At 60.8% G+C, this 17,273-nt stretch carries 15 protein-coding genes and 3 pseudogenes; 5 read left to right on the plus strand and 13 right to left on the minus strand.

Annotated features, from left to right (window positions below):
* Positions 1-6: 6 nt before the first annotated feature.
* Positions 7-1,590: a glycogen synthase GlgA gene (glgA, locus tag AC3IT9_RS13530; protein ID WP_151214676.1), complete on the minus strand. Its 1,584-nt coding sequence runs from the start codon at positions 1,588-1,590 to the stop codon at positions 7-9.
* 558 nt (positions 1,591-2,148) lie between these two features.
* Between glgA and AC3IT9_RS13535 the strand changes: the two genes are divergently transcribed.
* Complete coding sequence (locus AC3IT9_RS13535) at positions 2,149-2,961, plus strand: crotonase/enoyl-CoA hydratase family protein (protein ID WP_150724000.1); 813 nt, start codon at positions 2,149-2,151, stop codon at positions 2,959-2,961.
* A gap of 6 nt (positions 2,962-2,967) precedes the next feature.
* On the plus strand, positions 2,968-3,798 hold the full coding sequence (nudC, locus tag AC3IT9_RS13540) for an NAD(+) diphosphatase (protein WP_150723999.1): 831 nt from the start codon (positions 2,968-2,970) through the stop codon (positions 3,796-3,798).
* On the opposite strand, the gene AC3IT9_RS13545 is transcribed toward nudC, so the two are convergent.
* From AC3IT9_RS13545 to AC3IT9_RS13555, 3 genes are all read right to left on the minus strand, one after another.
* Positions 3,766-4,545 carry a TSUP family transporter gene (locus AC3IT9_RS13545; protein WP_150723998.1) on the minus strand — a complete coding sequence of 260 codons (780 nt, stop codon included), beginning with the start codon at positions 4,543-4,545 and terminating at the stop codon, positions 3,766-3,768. The two genes, nudC and AC3IT9_RS13545, sit on opposite strands and share 33 nt — an antisense overlap.
* A gap of 190 nt (positions 4,546-4,735) precedes the next feature.
* Positions 4,736-5,212, minus strand: a complete 477-nt coding sequence (locus tag AC3IT9_RS13550; protein ID WP_150756056.1) for a nuclear transport factor 2 family protein — start codon at positions 5,210-5,212, stop codon at positions 4,736-4,738.
* Positions 5,213-5,268: 56 nt separating this feature from the next.
* Positions 5,269-5,832: a TetR/AcrR family transcriptional regulator gene (locus AC3IT9_RS13555; protein WP_353742916.1), complete on the minus strand. Its 564-nt coding sequence runs from the start codon at positions 5,830-5,832 to the stop codon at positions 5,269-5,271.
* Positions 5,833-6,047: 215 nt separating this feature from the next.
* On the opposite strand from AC3IT9_RS13555, the gene pssA reads away from it, so the two are divergent.
* Together pssA and AC3IT9_RS13565 are read left to right on the plus strand one after the other, a co-directional pair.
* On the plus strand, positions 6,048-7,391 hold the full coding sequence (gene pssA / locus AC3IT9_RS13560; protein WP_489273370.1) for a CDP-diacylglycerol--serine O-phosphatidyltransferase: 1,344 nt from the start codon (positions 6,048-6,050) through the stop codon (positions 7,389-7,391).
* 168 nt (positions 7,392-7,559) lie between these two features.
* The gene (locus AC3IT9_RS13565) at positions 7,560-8,576 is read left to right on the plus strand and encodes an AraC family transcriptional regulator (protein WP_150724318.1); all 1,017 of its coding nucleotides are present in this window, start codon (positions 7,560-7,562) and stop codon (positions 8,574-8,576) included.
* Between the two features lie 17 nt (positions 8,577-8,593).
* Here AC3IT9_RS13565 and AC3IT9_RS13570 read toward each other — a convergent pair whose 3' ends face one another.
* From AC3IT9_RS13570 to AC3IT9_RS13600, 7 genes and pseudogenes are all read right to left on the minus strand, one after another.
* Entirely contained in the window at positions 8,594-9,082 is a 489-nt protein-coding gene (locus tag AC3IT9_RS13570) for an LEA/WHy family protein (protein WP_489273371.1), read from the minus strand.
* 58 nt (positions 9,083-9,140) lie between these two features.
* Entirely contained in the window at positions 9,141-10,613 is a 1,473-nt protein-coding gene (locus AC3IT9_RS13575) for a nucleobase:cation symporter-2 family protein (RefSeq protein ID WP_353742919.1), read from the minus strand.
* 97 nt (positions 10,614-10,710) lie between these two features.
* Positions 10,711-11,418 carry an HPP family protein gene (locus AC3IT9_RS13580; protein ID WP_150756059.1) on the minus strand — a complete coding sequence of 236 codons (708 nt, stop codon included), beginning with the start codon at positions 11,416-11,418 and terminating at the stop codon, positions 10,711-10,713.
* Between the two features lie 242 nt (positions 11,419-11,660).
* Positions 11,661-11,831, minus strand: a pseudogene (locus AC3IT9_RS13585) (MFS transporter); the annotation flags it as partial.
* Entirely contained in the window at positions 11,828-13,207 is a 1,380-nt protein-coding gene (locus tag AC3IT9_RS13590) for a UDP-glucose dehydrogenase family protein (RefSeq protein ID WP_150758112.1), read from the minus strand. The pseudogene AC3IT9_RS13585 and the gene AC3IT9_RS13590, both read right to left, overlap by 4 nt.
* Positions 13,204-13,293: pseudogene (locus AC3IT9_RS13595) on the minus strand (4-amino-4-deoxy-L-arabinose-phosphoundecaprenol flippase subunit ArnF); the annotation flags it as partial. The gene AC3IT9_RS13590 and the pseudogene AC3IT9_RS13595, both read right to left, overlap by 4 nt.
* A 67-nt stretch (positions 13,294-13,360) precedes the next feature.
* Positions 13,361-13,459 (minus strand): annotated as a pseudogene (locus tag AC3IT9_RS13600) (hypothetical protein); the annotation flags it as partial.
* A 205-nt stretch (positions 13,460-13,664) separates the two neighbouring features.
* On the opposite strand from AC3IT9_RS13600, the gene AC3IT9_RS13605 reads away from it, so the two are divergent.
* The gene (locus AC3IT9_RS13605; RefSeq protein ID WP_489273372.1) at positions 13,665-14,603 is read left to right on the plus strand and encodes a site-specific integrase; all 939 of its coding nucleotides are present in this window, start codon (positions 13,665-13,667) and stop codon (positions 14,601-14,603) included.
* A gap of 4 nt (positions 14,604-14,607) precedes the next feature.
* Here the strand turns inward: AC3IT9_RS13605 and AC3IT9_RS13610 are convergent, their stop codons facing one another.
* Together AC3IT9_RS13610 and AC3IT9_RS13615 are read right to left on the minus strand one after the other, a co-directional pair.
* Positions 14,608-15,678, minus strand: a complete 1,071-nt coding sequence (locus AC3IT9_RS13610) for an ABC transporter ATP-binding protein (protein WP_150758111.1) — start codon at positions 15,676-15,678, stop codon at positions 14,608-14,610.
* The gene (locus AC3IT9_RS13615) at positions 15,675-17,273 is read right to left on the minus strand and encodes an ABC transporter permease (RefSeq protein WP_150758110.1); all 1,599 of its coding nucleotides are present in this window, start codon (positions 17,271-17,273) and stop codon (positions 15,675-15,677) included. The genes AC3IT9_RS13610 and AC3IT9_RS13615 overlap by 4 nt, the downstream gene beginning before the upstream one ends.

Below are 17,273 nucleotides of genomic sequence, written 5' to 3' on the forward strand. Positions count from 1 at the left end.
AGCCTCTTACTGTTTGTTCGATTTCCCCAATGCTTTAGCCACAAGCTGTTCGTAGAGCTCGGCGTAGGGTTCGACCGCCTTGCACCAGTTGAACGGCGCCGCCATGGCCCGGCAGCGCATGGCGTGCAGCAGGTCGGGAAAGGCGAACACCTTGAACGCGCGGCTCAGGGCTTCCTGGTAGCTCTGCACCGTGGATTCATCGAACAGGAAACCGGTCACGCCGTTTTCGATGGTGTCGGCCAGGCCACCGGTGTTGCGTGCCACCGGCAACGAGCCGAAGCGCTGGGCGTACATCTGGCTCAGGCCGCATGGCTCGTAACGCGAAGGCATCAGCAGGAAGTCGCTGCCGGCGAACATGCGCCGGGCGTCGGTTTCGTTGAAGCCGATGCGCACGCCGATCTGCCCGGGGAAACGCAGGGCCAGTTCGCGCATCGACTGTTCTTCTTCCGGCTCGCCACGGCCGATGATTGCAATCTGCCCGCCGTTTTTGACGATGTACTCGGACACCGCTTCGGTCAGGTCCAGGCCTTTCTGGTAGACCAGCCGCGAAACCACGGCGAACAGCGGCCCTTCGGAATCTTCCAGGCCGAACAGCTCGCGGACATGGGCGGCGTTTACGGCCTTGCCATCCCAGTCGCCGATGTTGAACGGGCAGAACAGGTGCGGATCGGTCGCCGCATCCCAGCTTTCATCGATGCCGTTGGGAATGCCGCTGAGCAGGCCTTGCTGGGTCTTGGCGGCGAGGAACCCGTCGAGACCGCAGCCGAAGTCCGGGGTGGTGATTTCCTGGGCGTAGGTCGCGCTGACCGTGGTGATGTGGCTCGAATAGGCCATGCCGGCCTTGAGGAACGACATCTTGCCGTAGAACTCCATGCCTTCCTGTTGCAGCGCGTGATGGGGAATGCCCAGTTCGGGGCACGAGCCCAGGCTGGTCACGCCTTGATAAGCCAGGTTGTGGATGGTGAACAGCGTTGGCGTGCGCTGCCCACGCCAGTGCATGTAGGCCGGAGCCAGGCCAGCAGGCCAGTCGTGGGCGTGCACCAGGTCCGGGCACCAGTGGATCTGCGCGAGGTTGGCGGCAATATCGGCAGCCGCCAGGCCCAGGCGGGCGAAACGGATATGGTTGTCCGGCCAGTCGCGGCCGTTGTTGGCGCCGTAAGGTGAACCTTCGCGCTCGTAGAGCTCGGGGCAGATCAGTACGTAAATGACCAGGCCATCGGGCATGTCCATGCGCCCGATCTTGCACGGTGGCAGCGCAGCATGACCGCCAAGCTCACCGATGATATGGATGGGGTTTTCGCTGTGCAGCACCTGCGGATAACCGGGGATCAACACCCGTACATCGTGCAGATGGGCCATGGCCCGTGGCAGGGCCGCGGAAACGTCGCCCAGGCCACCGGTTTTCACCAGGTCGGCAATTTCCGAGGTGACGAACAGGACTTTTTTACGGTTCGGATTCTGCTTGGCTGCCGGGGTCAGCGTCCTGGTGCCTGGAACGCTGACGGGTTGGGTGTTTGCGGCAGTTACGGCGCTCGATTCGCCGACCTGATGAGCACGCTCTCCCTGTATTTCCAAAGCCGTACTGATCATATGAATCTCCCGTGTTGTTGATCTAATTCTTAGGTCTGGCAAACGGTGTTCCATGGCCAATTCCCGTGGCCGGCGCAAACGCGCTACGCATCAGTGAGCAAGCGCTGCCCAATGCGTCTAGGCAAAAGGGTTGAATCAGCCGTTGCAAAGATTGCACCAGTCGCAACGCACCTTCTTGTCAGAGGACCGATCGGGATTGGAAAAAGTTTCGACTATTTTTCCATTTTGTGACCGACCGGTTTTGCTTTGAGAAAATGAGTCTAGGCCAGAACTTAGAGCGGTAAAGGGCAGATGGCAAAATTGTTCGACAATCGGTTTGTAGCGGTACGTACGTGCCTGATCGAGGTGCAAATGCCCCGACGAAGTGCATGTTTTTTTGCGTTTCGGCCTCAAAAAGTCACTGGGCAGTCACATAAATGTGCGACGTGAATCAGCGGATGTGCACCATTATGGTGCGTGTTTTTGAGTCCTGCATTTGGCCGAACCACTGCCTTACTGCCCACCTTGGTGCCTTGTTATAGTTCGGGCCTCATTTTTGCCCGCAAAAGGATCATTGGCATGTCTCAGTACACTGCGTTCAACGTCGAACTGGTCGATAAAATCGCCCATGTGCAGATCAACCGTCCGGAGAAGATCAACTCGATGAACGCCGCGTTCTGGAGCGAGATCGTCGAGATCTTCCAATGGATCGACGACACCGATGAAGTGCGTGTGGTGGTCCTGAGCGGGGCAGGCAAGCATTTCTCCTCGGGGATCGACCTGATGATGCTGGCCGGTGTGGCCAATGAACTGGGCAAGGACGTGGGCCGCAATGCGCGCCTGTTGCGGCGCAAGATCCTCACCCTGCAAGCGTCGTTCAATGCGGTCGATAACTGCCGCAAACCGGTGCTTGCGGCCATTCAGGGTTACTGCCTGGGTGGCGCCATCGACCTGATTGCCGCGTGCGACATGCGTTATGCCGCCGAGGATGCACAGTTCTCGATCAAGGAAATCGACATCGGCATGGCCGCCGACGTCGGCACGTTGCAACGCTTGCCGCGGATCATCGGTGACGGCATGCTGCGCGAACTGGCTTACACTGGTCGCACGTTTGGCGCCGACGAAGCGCGGAGCATGGGCCTGGTCAATCGTGTCTACAGCGACAACGCCAGCCTGCTCGACGGCGTCATGGGCATTGCCTGCACAATCGCCAGCAAGTCGCCGATTGCCGTCACCGGCACCAAGGAGATGATCAGCTACATGCGTGACCATCGCATCGATGACGGCCTCGAATACATCGCCACCTGGAACGCCGCCATGCTGCAATCCACCGATCTGCGCGTGGCCATGGCCGCCCATATGAGCAAACAGAAACCCGAATTTCTGGATTGATTAACCATGATTCCTCGCTGGACCACCGCAGTACTGGACACCGATCAACCCGGCGGCTGGGCCATCGCGCGCAGCCCCGAAGGCTTTCTGTTCGATGACAATGGCGCACTGTTCGCTCGCGAATGGCTGAAGCGTCAGGACCTGCCGATTCTTGCCGAACATGGCATCGGTCATCTCGATGGCGAGCCGGTCTATCTGCTGGAACTGCGCAGTCATAGCGAAGTGCCGGGTTGCAACTGGAAAGGCCTGCGGGCGTTCATGCTCGAAGGCGATCACACGCTCTACAAGGTGCTCGGTTACGCCGCACAGATCGGTACCTGGGCTCGTGAACACCGTTTTTGCGGTAACTGCGGTCAGGCCATGGCCCAGGTGCCGCGCGAACGGGCGATGTATTGCCAACCGTGCGATCTGCGCAGCTACCCACGGATTTCGCCGAGCATGATCGTACTGGTGACTCGAGGCGATGAAGTGCTGTTGGCACGCTCGCCGCGTTTTGTCAGCGGTGTCTACAGCACATTGGCGGGGTTTGCCGAGCCGGGTGAATCAGCCGAGGACTGCCTGATTCGCGAGGTTCGTGAAGAGGTGAGCATCGAGGTCAGGAATATCCAGTACATGGGCAGCCAGTGCTGGCCGTTCCCGCACTCGATGATGCTCGGCTTTCACGCCGAATATGCCGGTGGCGAGATCGTCTGCCAGGAAGACGAGATCGAGGACGCCCAGTGGTTCAACGTGCACGAGCTGCCGCCGTTGCCGGCGTCACGCTCGATTGCCCGTTACCTGATCGACGTCTACGTGGCCCGGCGTTTAGGCCACGCTGAACCAGTGCTGCCAGGCTAGGCGCACGGTCAGGCCCAGCACCACGGTGATGAACACCGGACGAATGAATTTCGCGCCGCCACTGATGGCGGTGCGGGCGCCGAAGAAAGCGCCGACCATCAATGACGAGCCCATGCACAGGCCGATGACCCAGTCCACCTGACCGGAAAAGATGAAGATCGACAGCGCAGCCGCGTTGCTGACGAAGTTCATGCTGCGCGCTACGCCGCTGGCTTTCACCAGGTCGACGGGGTAGAGCAGCAGGCTGCTCACGGTCCAGAACGCGCCCGTGCCGGGACCGGCCACGCCGTCATAGAAGCCGAGACTGAAGCCTTGGGTCGACTGCCACTTTTTCTTGATCGGTGCGTTGCTGTCCAGCGGCGCTTTCGGCGTGCCGCCAAACAATAGATAAACGCCACAGGCGAAGACGATCACCGGCAGCATTTTGTTCAGCCATTCCGCTGGCAGGTAATGCGCGACCACGGCACCGGTCAGCGCGCCGACCAGGGTACCGACGATCGCGTGTACCCATTGCGCGGGGTGGAACAGCTTGCGCCGGTAGAAGGTGAAACTGGCAATCGCCGAGCCGAAGGTCGAACTGAGTTTATTGGTGCCCAGCACCAGGTGCGGCGGCAGGCCGGCGGTCAACAGGGCCGGGGTGGTCAACAGCCCACCGCCACCGGCGATGGCGTCGATGAAACCGGCAACAAAAGCGACAAGGGCCAGGATGGCCAGGGTAGAGAGGTCAACGCTGAGTTCGAAAGGCATGGGATCGGCTTATTCGGCGGGTGCAGAAGAGGCTGCGGGGAAGGGGCGACATCTTACTCATCTGTACAACACAAAACCAATGTGGGAGCGGGCTTGCTCGCGAAGAGGCCGTCAGATCCAGCATAAATGTTGGCTGACACACCGCTTTCGCGAGCAAGCCCGCTCCCACAGGGTTTAGCGTGAAGCTGAATTACAAGCCAAGATCCGACAGCCCCGGATGATCATCAGGCCGACGCCCCAGCGGCCAGTGGAACTTGCGCTCGCTTTCCTTGATCGGCATGTCGTTGATGCAGGCGAAGCGACGGGCCATCAGGCCGTCTTCGTTGAACTCCCAGTTTTCGTTGCCGTAGGAGCGGAACCAGTTACCCGAGTCGTCGTGCCATTCATAGGCATAGCGCACGGCAATGCGATTGTCGGTAAATGCCCAGAGTTCCTTGATCAGCCGGTAATTCAGCTCCTTGGCCCATTTGCGGGTCAGGAAGCCCTTGGCTTCTTCGCGGTTGTGGGCGAACTCGGCGCGGTTGCGCCATTGGGTGTCCAGGGTGTAGGCCAGGGACACGCGCTCCGGGTCGCGAGAGTTCCAGCCGTCTTCGGCCAGGCGAACTTTTTCAATGGCCGATTCACGGGTGAAAGGGGGTAATGGCGGACGAATTTCGGCATTAGACATTTCAAGTCTCCGTATCAAGTTAAAGTTCAAACATTGTGTCGAGCTTGATTGAGTTGCTACAGGTCCAATAACTTTCGCGCCATGCATTGCGCATTATCGGCGGCACTGTGATCACCCATTACAAGCGCCACGGTAATGGCACCGTCGATCAGGATCAGCAGCTGTCTGGCCAGCAGCTGCGGATCCTCGGCGCCATGTTCGGTACACAGCTCGCACAGGTAGTCGAGCAGCTTCTGTTTATGCTCTTTGGCGACCAGGCGTACCGGGTCCTGCGGGTCGCCGGTTTCACCGCTGGTGTTGATGAAAGCGCAGCCGCGGAAACCTTCGGAGGCGAACCACGACTTGAGCACGGTAAACAGGTTGAGCAGTCGCTCGGCCGGGGTTTGTGCCTGGCCGACTGCGCCTCTGTACCAGTGCATCCAGCGCTGGTCGCGGCGTTGCAGGGCGGCCACCACCAGTTCGTCCTTGTTGGCGAAGTAGCGGTAGATGCTTTTTCTGGAGACGCCGGCGGTTTTCACCAGAAGATCCATGCCAGTGGCGGCTATGCCACTTTTGTAGATCAACTTTTCGGTGACATCCAGAATGATGTCGCGTGTGTCATTGCTAGTGATTTCGTTCATGCGGCAAACAGTAGAACGATCGTTCTCCTTGGTCAATCGGTTTTTTGTGGTGTCTGACAAATTGTCTTCGCGAGCAGGCTCGCTCCCACATTGAAATGCATTCTCCTGTGGGAGCGAGCCTGCTCGCGAAGGGGACATTACAGACAGTAACAAGACCCGAACCTTTGCATGGTGTAAGCTCACGGGTTCTTCGGATTCGACCCACTGCGAGCCCTATGCCGTCGTTTTTCAAACGCTCCCTGCTGCCCAAGTTGCGCAGTTTTCCGCTGACGGCCGATGCCGTTAACGTCCTCTCCGGCGCTGCCGAATTCCGTCGTTGCCTGCTGGAGAAAATCGCCAGCGCGACCCGGCGCATCTACATCGTTGCGCTGTACCTGCAACAGGATGAAGCCGGCCAGGAAATTCTCGATGCCTTGCACGCGGCCAAACTGGCGCGTCCGGAACTGGACGTGGTGGTCGTCGTCGACTGGCTGCGCGCCCAGCGCGGCCTGATCGGTGCCGGCAAGCAACCGGGCAACTCCGCCTGGTATCAGGAAATGACCCGCACCCATGCCAGCGAAGTGCCGATCTACGGCGTCCCGGTACAAACCCGCGAATTGTTCGGTGTGTTGCACCTTAAAGGCTTCGTGATCGATGACTGCGTGATCTACAGCGGCGCGAGCCTGAACAACGTCTATCTGCACAAGTTCGACAAGTACCGCTACGACCGCTATCACCTGCTGCACAATCGTGAACTGGCCGATTCGATGGAGCACCTGGTGCAGCACGGCCTGGTGGCGTCCAAGGCGGTGCACCGCCTCGACCTGCCGAACCTGCCGACCACCCGCAGCCTGCGCAATGACATCGGTGACCTGCGCAGCCGCCTCAAGCACGCGGCGTACGACACCACGCAGGGCACCACCGACAGGACCGGTTTGTCCGTCAGCCCGCTGCTCGGCGTCGGCAAGAACAATCCGCTGAACCGGGTGATCTGCGAACTGATCGCCAGCGCCCAGCAGCAACTGATCATTTGCACCCCGTACTTCAACCTGCCGCTGGCGATCATCCGCGAGATCAACCGCGCGCTGGCCCGTGGGGTGAAGATCGACATTGTGGTCGGCGACAAGACGGCCAACGACTTCTACATTCCGCCGAGCGAACCGTTCCGGGTCATTTCGGCGCTGCCGTACCTGTACGAAATCAGCTTGCGCCGGTTCGCCAAGCGTCATCAGCGCAACATCGACAGCGGCCAGTTGAACCTGCACCTGTGGCGTGATGGCGACAACACCTATCACCTCAAGGGCATGTGGATCGACCGGCGCTATACCTTGCTGACCGGCAACAACCTCAACCCGCGGGCGTTTCGACTCGATCTGGAAAACGCCTTGTTGATCGATGATCCCCATGGCGAACTGCTGGAGCCGCGTCGCAAAGAGCTGGCAGAGATCTTCCAGCACACCCGTCGCATCGAGCACTTCCAGAACCTGGAAACCCTGGCCGAATACCCGACGGGCGTGGCCAAGTTCCTCAAGCGCGTGAGTCGCGTGCGGATCGAGCGGTTGCTTTACCGCATTCTGTAAAGCCGGTGGATCTCAGAAAAGCAATCGCGAGCAAGCTCGCTCCCACAGGGGATCCGGGCTGTTCACAGCATTTGTGAGCGACGCAGATCCAGTGTGGGGGCGGCGGTGCGGTAGCGGTTTCAGCTAATATGCCCCCCACTCGAACAAGAACAGGGCTTGCCGCGATCCATGTCGGAAAAAGACACCATCTCCATTCAACTGGTGCGTGAAGCACTGTTGCAAAGCTGCGCGCCAGGAATCGCCACGGATGAGGTGTTGAGCAAGGTCGGCATCGACCCGCAGCTGCTGGGCAGCACCGACGCCCGTGTTCCGGCCACGGCTTATGCGCGCCTGTGGCGGTTGCTGGCCCGGCGCGGGGATGATGAGTTCTTTGGCATGGACCCACGCAAACTCAAATCCGGCAGCTTTGCGTTCCTGTGTCGCAGCGCCATGCTCCAGCCCAACGTGGCGGCGGGAGTGGCCAGCGGCCTGGGGTTTTTGTCGTTGATCCTCGAACACCTGCCAGCGCAATTGGTGCGTCAGCAAAGCCTGGCGGAAATCGTCCTGCTGGAGGACGACAAGGACCCGCGCCGGGCCTTCACCTATTTCACCTACTGGATGATCGTGCACGGTGTTGCCTGCTGGCTGGCAGGGCGGCGGATTCCGATCCTGGCCATTGAACTGCGCTGTTCGAAGCCGGATTTCTGCGATGACTATCAGGTGATGTTTTCCGAGAACCTGCGCTTCGACCGCCCACGGACGCGGATGATTTTCTCCGCCGATTGCCTGGACCTGCCCATCAAGCGCAGCCCTGAAGAACTCGAGCGATTCCTGGCCCGTGCGCCGGCGAACATTCTGGTGAAGTACCGCGATCCGCAGAGCCTGGCCAGCCGCATCAAACACGATCTGCGCCACCTGCCGGCCGAACACTGGCCGGAAACCGAAGCCCTGGCGCAACGCCTGTGCATGTCGGCTTCAACCCTGCGCCGTCGACTGGCCGAAGAGGGGCAAACCTACCAAGGCCTCAAGGACGGCGTGCGCAAGGAGCTGGCGATTGTCTGGCTGGCCGAACCGGCGATCAGCTTCAGTGAAATCGCCACGCGGCTGGGGTTCGCTGACGTCAGTTCGTTCTACAAGGCGTTTCGCAAGTGGTCGGGGTCAAATCCCGGGCATTACCGCAGCCTGATACTCAATGACACCGAGTAAGTTCAGCGGCGCAACGGTCATTTCTTCGCAGGCTTATAACGGCTGCCCGTAGTCGATCCCGGCAGATTGAGCGTGCCACTGTCCACGAAGCGCATGGTGTTGAACAGGCCACCCGAAAGCTTGCCGTGCAGGACGTAGGGCATGTTATCGAGCGTTTTCATCTGGCTGATGCCATAGGTCTGGCGGATCACCGAAAACGCCGAAACGCTGACCGGCACGCTGACGACGGTGTCGGAAAAACGCCCGATCGTACCCCGCTCATCGGTGACGCCAGAGGCGAAGGGCTGGCCGTTGATGTCCAGGTCCAGGGCGACACCGCTGTAGGTGAGGGTGGTGTCATTGGGGTTCTGCACGCGGATTCTCACGGCAAAGCGCACTTCCATGCCCTCGCCTTGCAGGGGCTCGACACCCACGACGTTGATTCTCAACGGGTCTCGATTGGGCAGCGAAGAGCAGGCGCTCAGGCAGAGCAGGAGGGAAATCAGGACTGCGTGGGCGCTGCGCATGGACGTGCTCTCATCTGAAAAAGGGCTGAACCGCCAGCGGCTCAGCCCTTGAGTCCGTCTAGTGGTTCGACTGTGCGACCATCGCAGGCTTTGCGGGTTCATCCCTGGCGGTCACATCGGGGTTCTGCATCACCTGAAGCACGGAGGCTTCCGGATCGAATTCGTCCTCTTCCAGTTCGATGAATTCCTCGGGCAGGAAGATATTAAGAACGATAGCGCACAGCGCGCCGACGGTGATGGGCGATTCGAAAATGTTGTGCAGGGCCTTGGGCAGTTCCCGCAGGACTTCCGGCACGGCGGCCACGCCCAGACCCATGCCGACGGAAATCGCCACGATCAGCATGTTGCGCCGATGCAGGCCGGCCTCGGCGAGAATCTTGATCCCGGCCACCGCGACGGTGCCGAACATCACCAGTTCCGCGCCACCCAGCACCGGTTTCGGCATCAGTTGCAGTACCGCGCCGATCATCGGGAACAGGCCAAGCACCACCAGTAATCCGGCAATGAAAAACGCCACGTAGCGGCTGGCCACGCCGGTGAGCTGGATCACCCCGTTGTTCTGGGCGAAGGTCACCATCGGCATGCTGTTGAACACCGCGGCCATGGCCGAGTTGAGGCCATCGGCGAGCAGGCCGGACTTGATCCGGCGAATGTACACCGGGCCTTTGACCGGTTGCCGGGAGATCATCGAGTTGGCCGTGAGGTCACCGGCGGCCTCCAGCGGCGACACCAGGAAGATCACCGCCACCGGGATGAACGCCACCCAATCGAAGGAGAACCCGTACTTGAAGGGTACCGGCACGCTCATCAACGGCACTTCGGGCAGGCTGTTGAAATCGACCTGGCCCATAAGCCATGCCACCCCGTAGCCCAGGGTCAGGCCGATGACAATCGCCCCCAGGCGCAGAAACGGCACGTCCACCCGGTTCAACACCACGATGGTTCCCAACACCAGTGCCGCCAGGGCCAAGTGACTGGCAGCACCCAGGTCCGGGGCGCCGAAGCCGCCGGCGATGTCGGTCATGGCGACCTTGATCAGCGACAAGCCCATCAGCGTGATGATCGTGCCGGTCACCACCGGGGTGATCAGCATGCGCAATTTGCCGATGAACTGGCTCAACACCACCTCGATGAACGCGGCAAAAAAGCACACGCCGAAAATGGTCGAGAGAATCTCATCGGTACCGCCGCCCCGGGCCTTGACCATGAAGCCGGCGCTGAGAATCACACTGATGAACGAGAAACTGGTGCCTTGCAGGCACAACAGGCCAGAGCCCACCGGACCGAAGCGCCGCGCCTGCACGAAGGTGCCCAGACCAGAGACGAACAGCGCCATGCTGATCAGGTAGGGGATTTCGCTTTGCAGGCCCAGGGCGCTGCCCATGATCAGCGTCGGGGTGATGATGCCGACGAAGCTCGCCAGCACGTGTTGCAGGGCGGCGAAGACGGTGGCGGTCAGATGCGGGCGGTCATCGAGGCCGTAGATCAGGTCGCTGTGGCGTGGAGCGGGGGCTTTTTCGGAGGCGGTCATGGTGGTTTGCGTGCCAGAAGGCGGGCCGGGTCAGAAAATGGAGGCGCAGGATGCCAGAACCGCCCGGCCACGGCAAAAGAACCTCCAAAACAGTGACTTACAGCCGTGGGGCGAGCACCTCGCCCACGCTGCGGCGTTTGGCGTGCAGTTGGCTGGCCTGGATCAACTGTTCGAGGTCTTCGGGCGTGACGTCATAGAACGCTTCCATGTCGGCCAACGCCAGTTTCAGGTCTTCGGCGGTGATGGCCTGACGGTCGACCGGCAGGTGATCGGCAGGAATCCTGGCCACCGGTTCGCTGGCACTCTTGGGGTAACGAACGCGGGTCAGGTTGTTGTAGGCCAGGGCACAGAGCAGCATCGTCGCCGCGCTGAGCATCACCGGTCCGATGGCTCTCCAGTCCATGGCAATGGTCGCCGGATCGGCCAGCACCAGGGTCAGGGCCAATGCACCGGCCGGTGGATGCACGCAGCGCAGCCAGCACATCAGGATCAACGCCATGCCCGCCGCCAGGCAAGCGCTACCCAGGGTTCGGCCCAACACATGGGCCACCAGCAAGGCAATCACCCCGGCGGATAAGTAGCCGCCGAGAATCGACCAGGGTTGGGCGAGCGCGCCCGACGACACGGCAAACAACAGCACCGCCGAAGCCCCCAGCGGGCCGATCAGGTGCTGGGCCACCTCGATGCCGAACACCTGGCTACAGAGCCACACGCTCATCAGTGTCCCCAAGGCCATGCCGATGGCGGCGCGGCTCCATTCGGTGGGGCGGGTGTTGATGGCGGCAGGCAACCAGCGAGCAAGCATTCCGAGAAAACTCCGGCAGAAAAAATCCATGCAAAAAAAAGGCTTAGCTGGGGAACCCAGAAAGCCCTTGAAGTTGTTCCAACTGTTGGGGGAGGAACGCGCACAGTGTGCCGTTCAATCCAGCTACTGACAAATTCATATTAATGAGCTTTCAGTGCATTAATATTGCTTAAAAACGCCCCGTCGGCCGCTTGTGTAGCACAGCAAACCACCCAGGGCAGCGAGTGCACTCAAGGCATAATGCAGGCGAGCAGGGCGGCCATGATTTCCATGGTGTGCCGGGGATTGCTGGTCACCAGCAGGTACTGCGACAGGTAAAAGGTAAATCGTCCGTGCACCACGGTGCTGAGCAGGCAGCCGGCGGTGAACAGGATCAGAGTGCGGTCGTTTTTCAGGGGGATCAGGGTGTTCAGGCAACCACTGACTCGGCAAACCATTGCTGGTACGGAATCGGCAATTTGCTCGACTCGCCCCGGCCGATCGGGAAGTAGGTGAAGCCGATGCGTGCCAGACGGTCTGAGTCATACAGGTTGCGGCCGTCGAAGATCACCGGTGCATTGAGCCGCTGCTGGATCAGCTGGAAGTCCGGCGCCTTGAACTGTTGCCATTCGGTGCAGATGATCAGCGCATCGGCACCGGACAGGACCGACTCGGGCGTACCCATGAGCATCAGCTTCGATTCATCGGGATACAGCTTCTGGGTTTCCTGCATGGCTTCCGGATCGAACGCACGGACATTCGCCCCGGCGGCCCACAAGGATTCGAGCAACACCCGGCTCGGTGCATCGCGCATGTCGTCGGTGTTTGGCTTGAACGCCAGGCCCCACAAGGCAAAGGTCCTGCCACGCAAGTTGCCCTTGTAGAACGCGTTGATGCGCTCGAACAGCTTGAATTTCTGTCGCTCGTTGATGGCTTCCACCGCTTGCAGCAGGTCACTGGAGCAATGGGCCTGTTCGGCGCTGTGGATCAGGGCGCGCATGTCCTTGGGGAAACATGAGCCACCGTAGCCGCAACCGGGGTAGATGAAGTGATAGCCGATACGCGAGTCGGCGCCGATGCCCAGGCGCACCGATTCGATGTCGGCGCCCAGGTGCTCGGCCAGTTCGGCGATCTGGTTGATGAAGCTGATCTTGGTCGCCAGCATGCAGTTGGCCGCGTACTTGGTCAGCTCGGCGCTGCGCAGGTCCATGAACATGATGCGCTCATGGTTGCGGTTGAAGGGCGAGTACAGGTCACGCATCACCTCGCGTACTTCTTCGCGTTCACAGCCGATGACGATACGGTCCGGGCGTCGGCAGTCGGCCACGGCCGAACCTTCTTTCAAGAACTCCGGGTTGGAGACGATATCGAACTGCAATACGCGCCCGGCGCTGAGCAGGCATTTGTCGATGTGTGCACGCAAGGCATCCCCGGTGCCGACCGGGACGGTGGATTTCTCCACCAGGATCGCCGGTTGCTCGCGATGACGGGCCACGGCGTCGCCCACCGACATCACATAGCGCAAGTCCGCCGAGCCGTCATCCCGGGACGGCGTACCGACTGCGATGAACAGCACCTGTCCGTGCTGGACGGCGAATTTTTCGTCGCTGGTGAATTGCAACCGTCTGGCGTCAAGACCTTCGCGTACCAGGCTGGCAAGCCCGGGTTCGAAAATACTCACGTGGCCCTGTTGGAGCAGTTCGACCTTATTCTCGTCAACGTCCATGCAGACCACGTCGTGGCCGACTTCCGCCAATACCGCTGCCTGCACCAGGCCGACATATCCGCTACCAAATACACTGATTCTCATGGGGCATTCCTTGATTCAGGCGCACGAGCTGGTCGAGAATTGATGGTTATGACGCCGAGGGTGAGCAGTGCCACGCCAAGGCTTTCCAGGCAGGTCGCAGACAGGCGACCAGCAGCAATAGCGGGCTCATGGTGCCACCTGAGGAATAATCAAAATCGAGTCAGGATAGGCAAGGCCATATTTCAATTCGCCTATCGTGTTGAAAAAAGCCACTTCCGGCCGTTTCAACCCCCAGGACAATGCCCAGGCTGCCCAGCACTGCAGCGGGCGCAAGGCCTGAAGAACAGCGGCATGCTCTACGGCAGTGATTTCCTCGTCGCCGATACAGGGCCGGGAAAAGGGAGAAATGCCTGTCTCCTGGGCAACTCTGGGGCTGTAAACGCAATTAGGCTTTACATCATTGTTTTTTTACTTCTTAGTTGTTTCATTGAACTGTTTTAATTCAAGGCCGTTTCGTTTGATTGACTTACCTGTAACTGATTCCCGCACCCCCATCACCAATCCACTGACCTTGTATCTGGCGCGACTGGCGTCGTCCAGCCAACTGACCATGCGTTATGTGCTGCAGGATGCCGCCGACCGCCTGGGCTTCGAAGACCACGATATCGAGGAAATTCCCTGGCACAATCTGCAGCCAGAGGACGTCATTGCGTTGGTGGCCACCTTGCGTTCGGACGGCTATGCGCCGAACACGTCTTCGCTGTATGTCAACGCAGTGCGCGGGGTGATGAACGAAGCGTGGCGCATGAGCCTGATCTCTCAGGAGCACCTGTTGAAGATGCGTACCGTGAAGGGCATGGCCGGGACACGGCTGTCCCAGGGGCGCAATCTCAGGCGCACGCTGATCCGGGAGCTGATGGCGGTCTGCGCTGCCGATCCGCGGCCACAAGGCCTGCGGGATGCGGCGATCATCGGGATTTTGTACGGTTCCGGGATGCGCAAATCCGAATCGGTGAACCTGGAACTGAACCAGGTCGACTTCACCGAGCGCAGCCTGCGGGTGACCGCCAAGGGCAACAAACAGTTGATCAAGTACGCCCCGGCCTGGGCCTTCGCCAAGCTTGAAGCCTGGCTTGAGCTGCGTCGGTCGCTGCTCAAGGACGGTGAGACGGACGATCCGTTCCTGTTCAACCGCATCCGCCGTGGCAGCCATATCACCCGTGAACGCATCACCAAACACGCGATTTACTACATCGCCCGGCAACGGGGCGCGCAGGTCGGGGTGAAAATCATGCCCCACGACTTCCGGCGTTCATTCATCACCCGGGTGATCGAAGAGCATGACTTGTCGATTGCACAGAAGCTGGCGCACCACAGCAATATCCAGACCACGGCCAACTACGATGTGCGCGATGACAACGAGCGACGCCGGGCGGTGGATCGATTCGATCTGTGAACGATCACACCTCGCTCAGTACATGGGCATGGCCAATGGTCGAGACCTGAACCGAGCTGCCGGCGGGTGGTGCATACATGCCGGAACTGCGCACCAGCAGTGATCGGCCCGGTTGCTCGCTACGAGTCAATGACTGGAGTTCCACCGTCAGCGTGCAGGTGTTGCCGCTGAAGTCCCGATCGGTGACCACCGCCCGGCACCCGCTGGCTTCCAGGTCACTGGGGAGGATGCTGGCCAGTTGCAGCTGTTCGGGTCGCAGCATGATCTGCGCCGAGCTGTTGTTGCGGTGGTTGTTGACCGGGATCCGCCCCAGGTCGCAATGGGCCCAACCGGCCTCGATGCGCGCGGGCATCACCACGGCATCCCCCAGGAACAAGGCGGTCTGTTCGTCTTCGGGATAACGGTAAAGGTCCAGCGGATGCCCTGACTGCACCAGTCGGCCATGACGCATCACCGCCAACTGGTCAGCGAACGACAGGGCTTCACTCTGGTCATGGGTGACCAGGATGGTGGTGACGCCCGCGTCCTCCAGCAGCCGCGCAACCATCTTGCGCATGGCGGCGCGCAATCCGGTATCGAGCGCCGAGAACGGCTCGTCCAGCAGCATCAGCCGTGGCTGTTGCGCCAGGGCTCGGGCCAGGGCCACGCGCTGTTGCTGGCCACCGGACAATTCATGGGGCCAGCGCTCGGCCATCTTCGCCTCCAGGGCCACGCTGTCCATCAGTTCGGCGACGCGCTGCTGTTTTTCAGTGCCCTTGGTCGCCAGGCCGAAGCCGATGTTCGCCGCCACGGTCATGTGCGGGAACAGTGCGCCGTCCTGTGGCACATAGCCAATCAGACGTTGATGGGCCGGCACTTCGTGGGTGCCGTCGACCAGGGTCTGGCCGTTGAGCGACAGGCGTCCGGAATCGGGGAACTCGAAGCCGGCAATCATCCGCAGCAACGTGGTCTTGCCTGAGCCTGAAGGGCCGACGATGACCGTGCGACTGCCGCTCGGCACCGACAGGCTGACGTTGTCCAGGGCGCAATGGGCGCCATAGGACTTGTAGAGGGCATTCAATTCAAGAGTGTTCATCGGCCAGCCGTTTTTTTCGATTGGTGATAAAGGAGTCCGGTCAACGGAAGCGACAGCACAACCATCAATAAGGCGTAAGGCGCAGCGGCTGCGTAATCGATTTCGCTGGTCAAGGCCCAGAACCCGGTCGCCAGGGTCCGCGTGCCGTTCGGGGCCAGCAGCAGGGTGGCGGTCAATTCGTTGGTGATCGCCAGGAACACCAGCGCCGCGCCGGCGGCAGCCCCCGGTGCGGCCAGGCGCAGGGTGATCAGCCACAGTGCCCGGGCCGGCGAGCGGCCAAGGCTGCGGGCCATGTTTTCCAGTTCCACCGGGGCCTGGGCAATGCCTGCACGCAGGCTCACCAGGGCACGGGGCAAGAACATCAACAGGTAAGCCAGCAGCACGGTGAAGGTGGTCTGGTAGATCGGCCGGGCAAAATGGATCGTGACGGTCACCAGCGCCAGGGCAACGATAATGCCAGGCAAGGAACTGGTGATGTAGTTGCAGCTCTCCAGCACCCGTTGCATTCGACCGGGGTAGCGGATCGACAGCCAGGCAATCGGGATCGCCGCGCAGGTGGTCAGCGCCGCGCCCGCGATGCCGAGCAGCAGGGTTTGCTCCAGTGCGGGCAACAATTCGGCCATGTCCCAGACTTCCACACCGCCGGCGATGAGCCATTTACCCAGGGTAATCAAGGGCACGCCCAGGGCCAGGGCGCAGGTCACGATTTGCAGCGTCAGCGAGAGCAGGGTGGAGGTCGGGTTCAGGCGCACGACCCGTTGCTCCCGGGCGCTTCCCGAACCGACGCGAGCGTAACGCGCGGAACCCCGGGCGGCGGATTCGGCCGTCAACATCGCCAGGCAACACAGCGCCAGGACACTGGCCAGCATGTGCGCAGCCGCACCGTTGAAGGTCGATTTGAACTGATCGAAGATCGCGGTGGTAAAGGTGTCGAAGCGGATCATGGCGTACAGGCCATATTCGGCCAGCAGATGCAGGCCGACCAGCAAGGCGCCGCCGCAGATCGCCAGGCGCAATTGCGGCAACACCACGCGGAAAAACACTTTCCAGGGTTTGAGCCCCATGGATTCGGCGACGTCTTCGATGGCCGGATCGAGCCGGCGCAAGGTGGCCGCCACCGGCAAATACAGGAACGGGAAGTAGGCGATGACCGAGACCAGGACACCGGCAAACAAGCCGTGAATCGGTGGCACCAGGCTGACCCAGGCGTAGCTGTGAACGAACGCAGGCACCGCCAGCGGCGCGGTGGCCAGCAACGACCACCAGCGCCGCCCCGGCAGATTCGTGCGTTCTGTGAGCCAGGCCAGCGTCACCCCCAGGGCGACGCACAAGGGAATCGTCAGCAGCACCAGCAACACGGTGTTGACCAGCAGTTCACCGACCCGAGGTCGGAACACCAGGGCCACAACGGTTGACCAGCCGGTCTGCAGGGACACGCCAATAACGTAGGCTATCGGTAGCAGTGCCAGTAATGAAACCAGCACCGACAAACCGATCACCCATACACCGCCACGTCCCGCAAAGACTCCACGGGAACGTCGACGCAAATGTGCGGGTGTCGCCTCAGCGACCCCCGCTGGCAGGGTTTCTGGCAT

The organism is Pseudomonas sp. KH_046_1 (assembly GCF_057839025.1).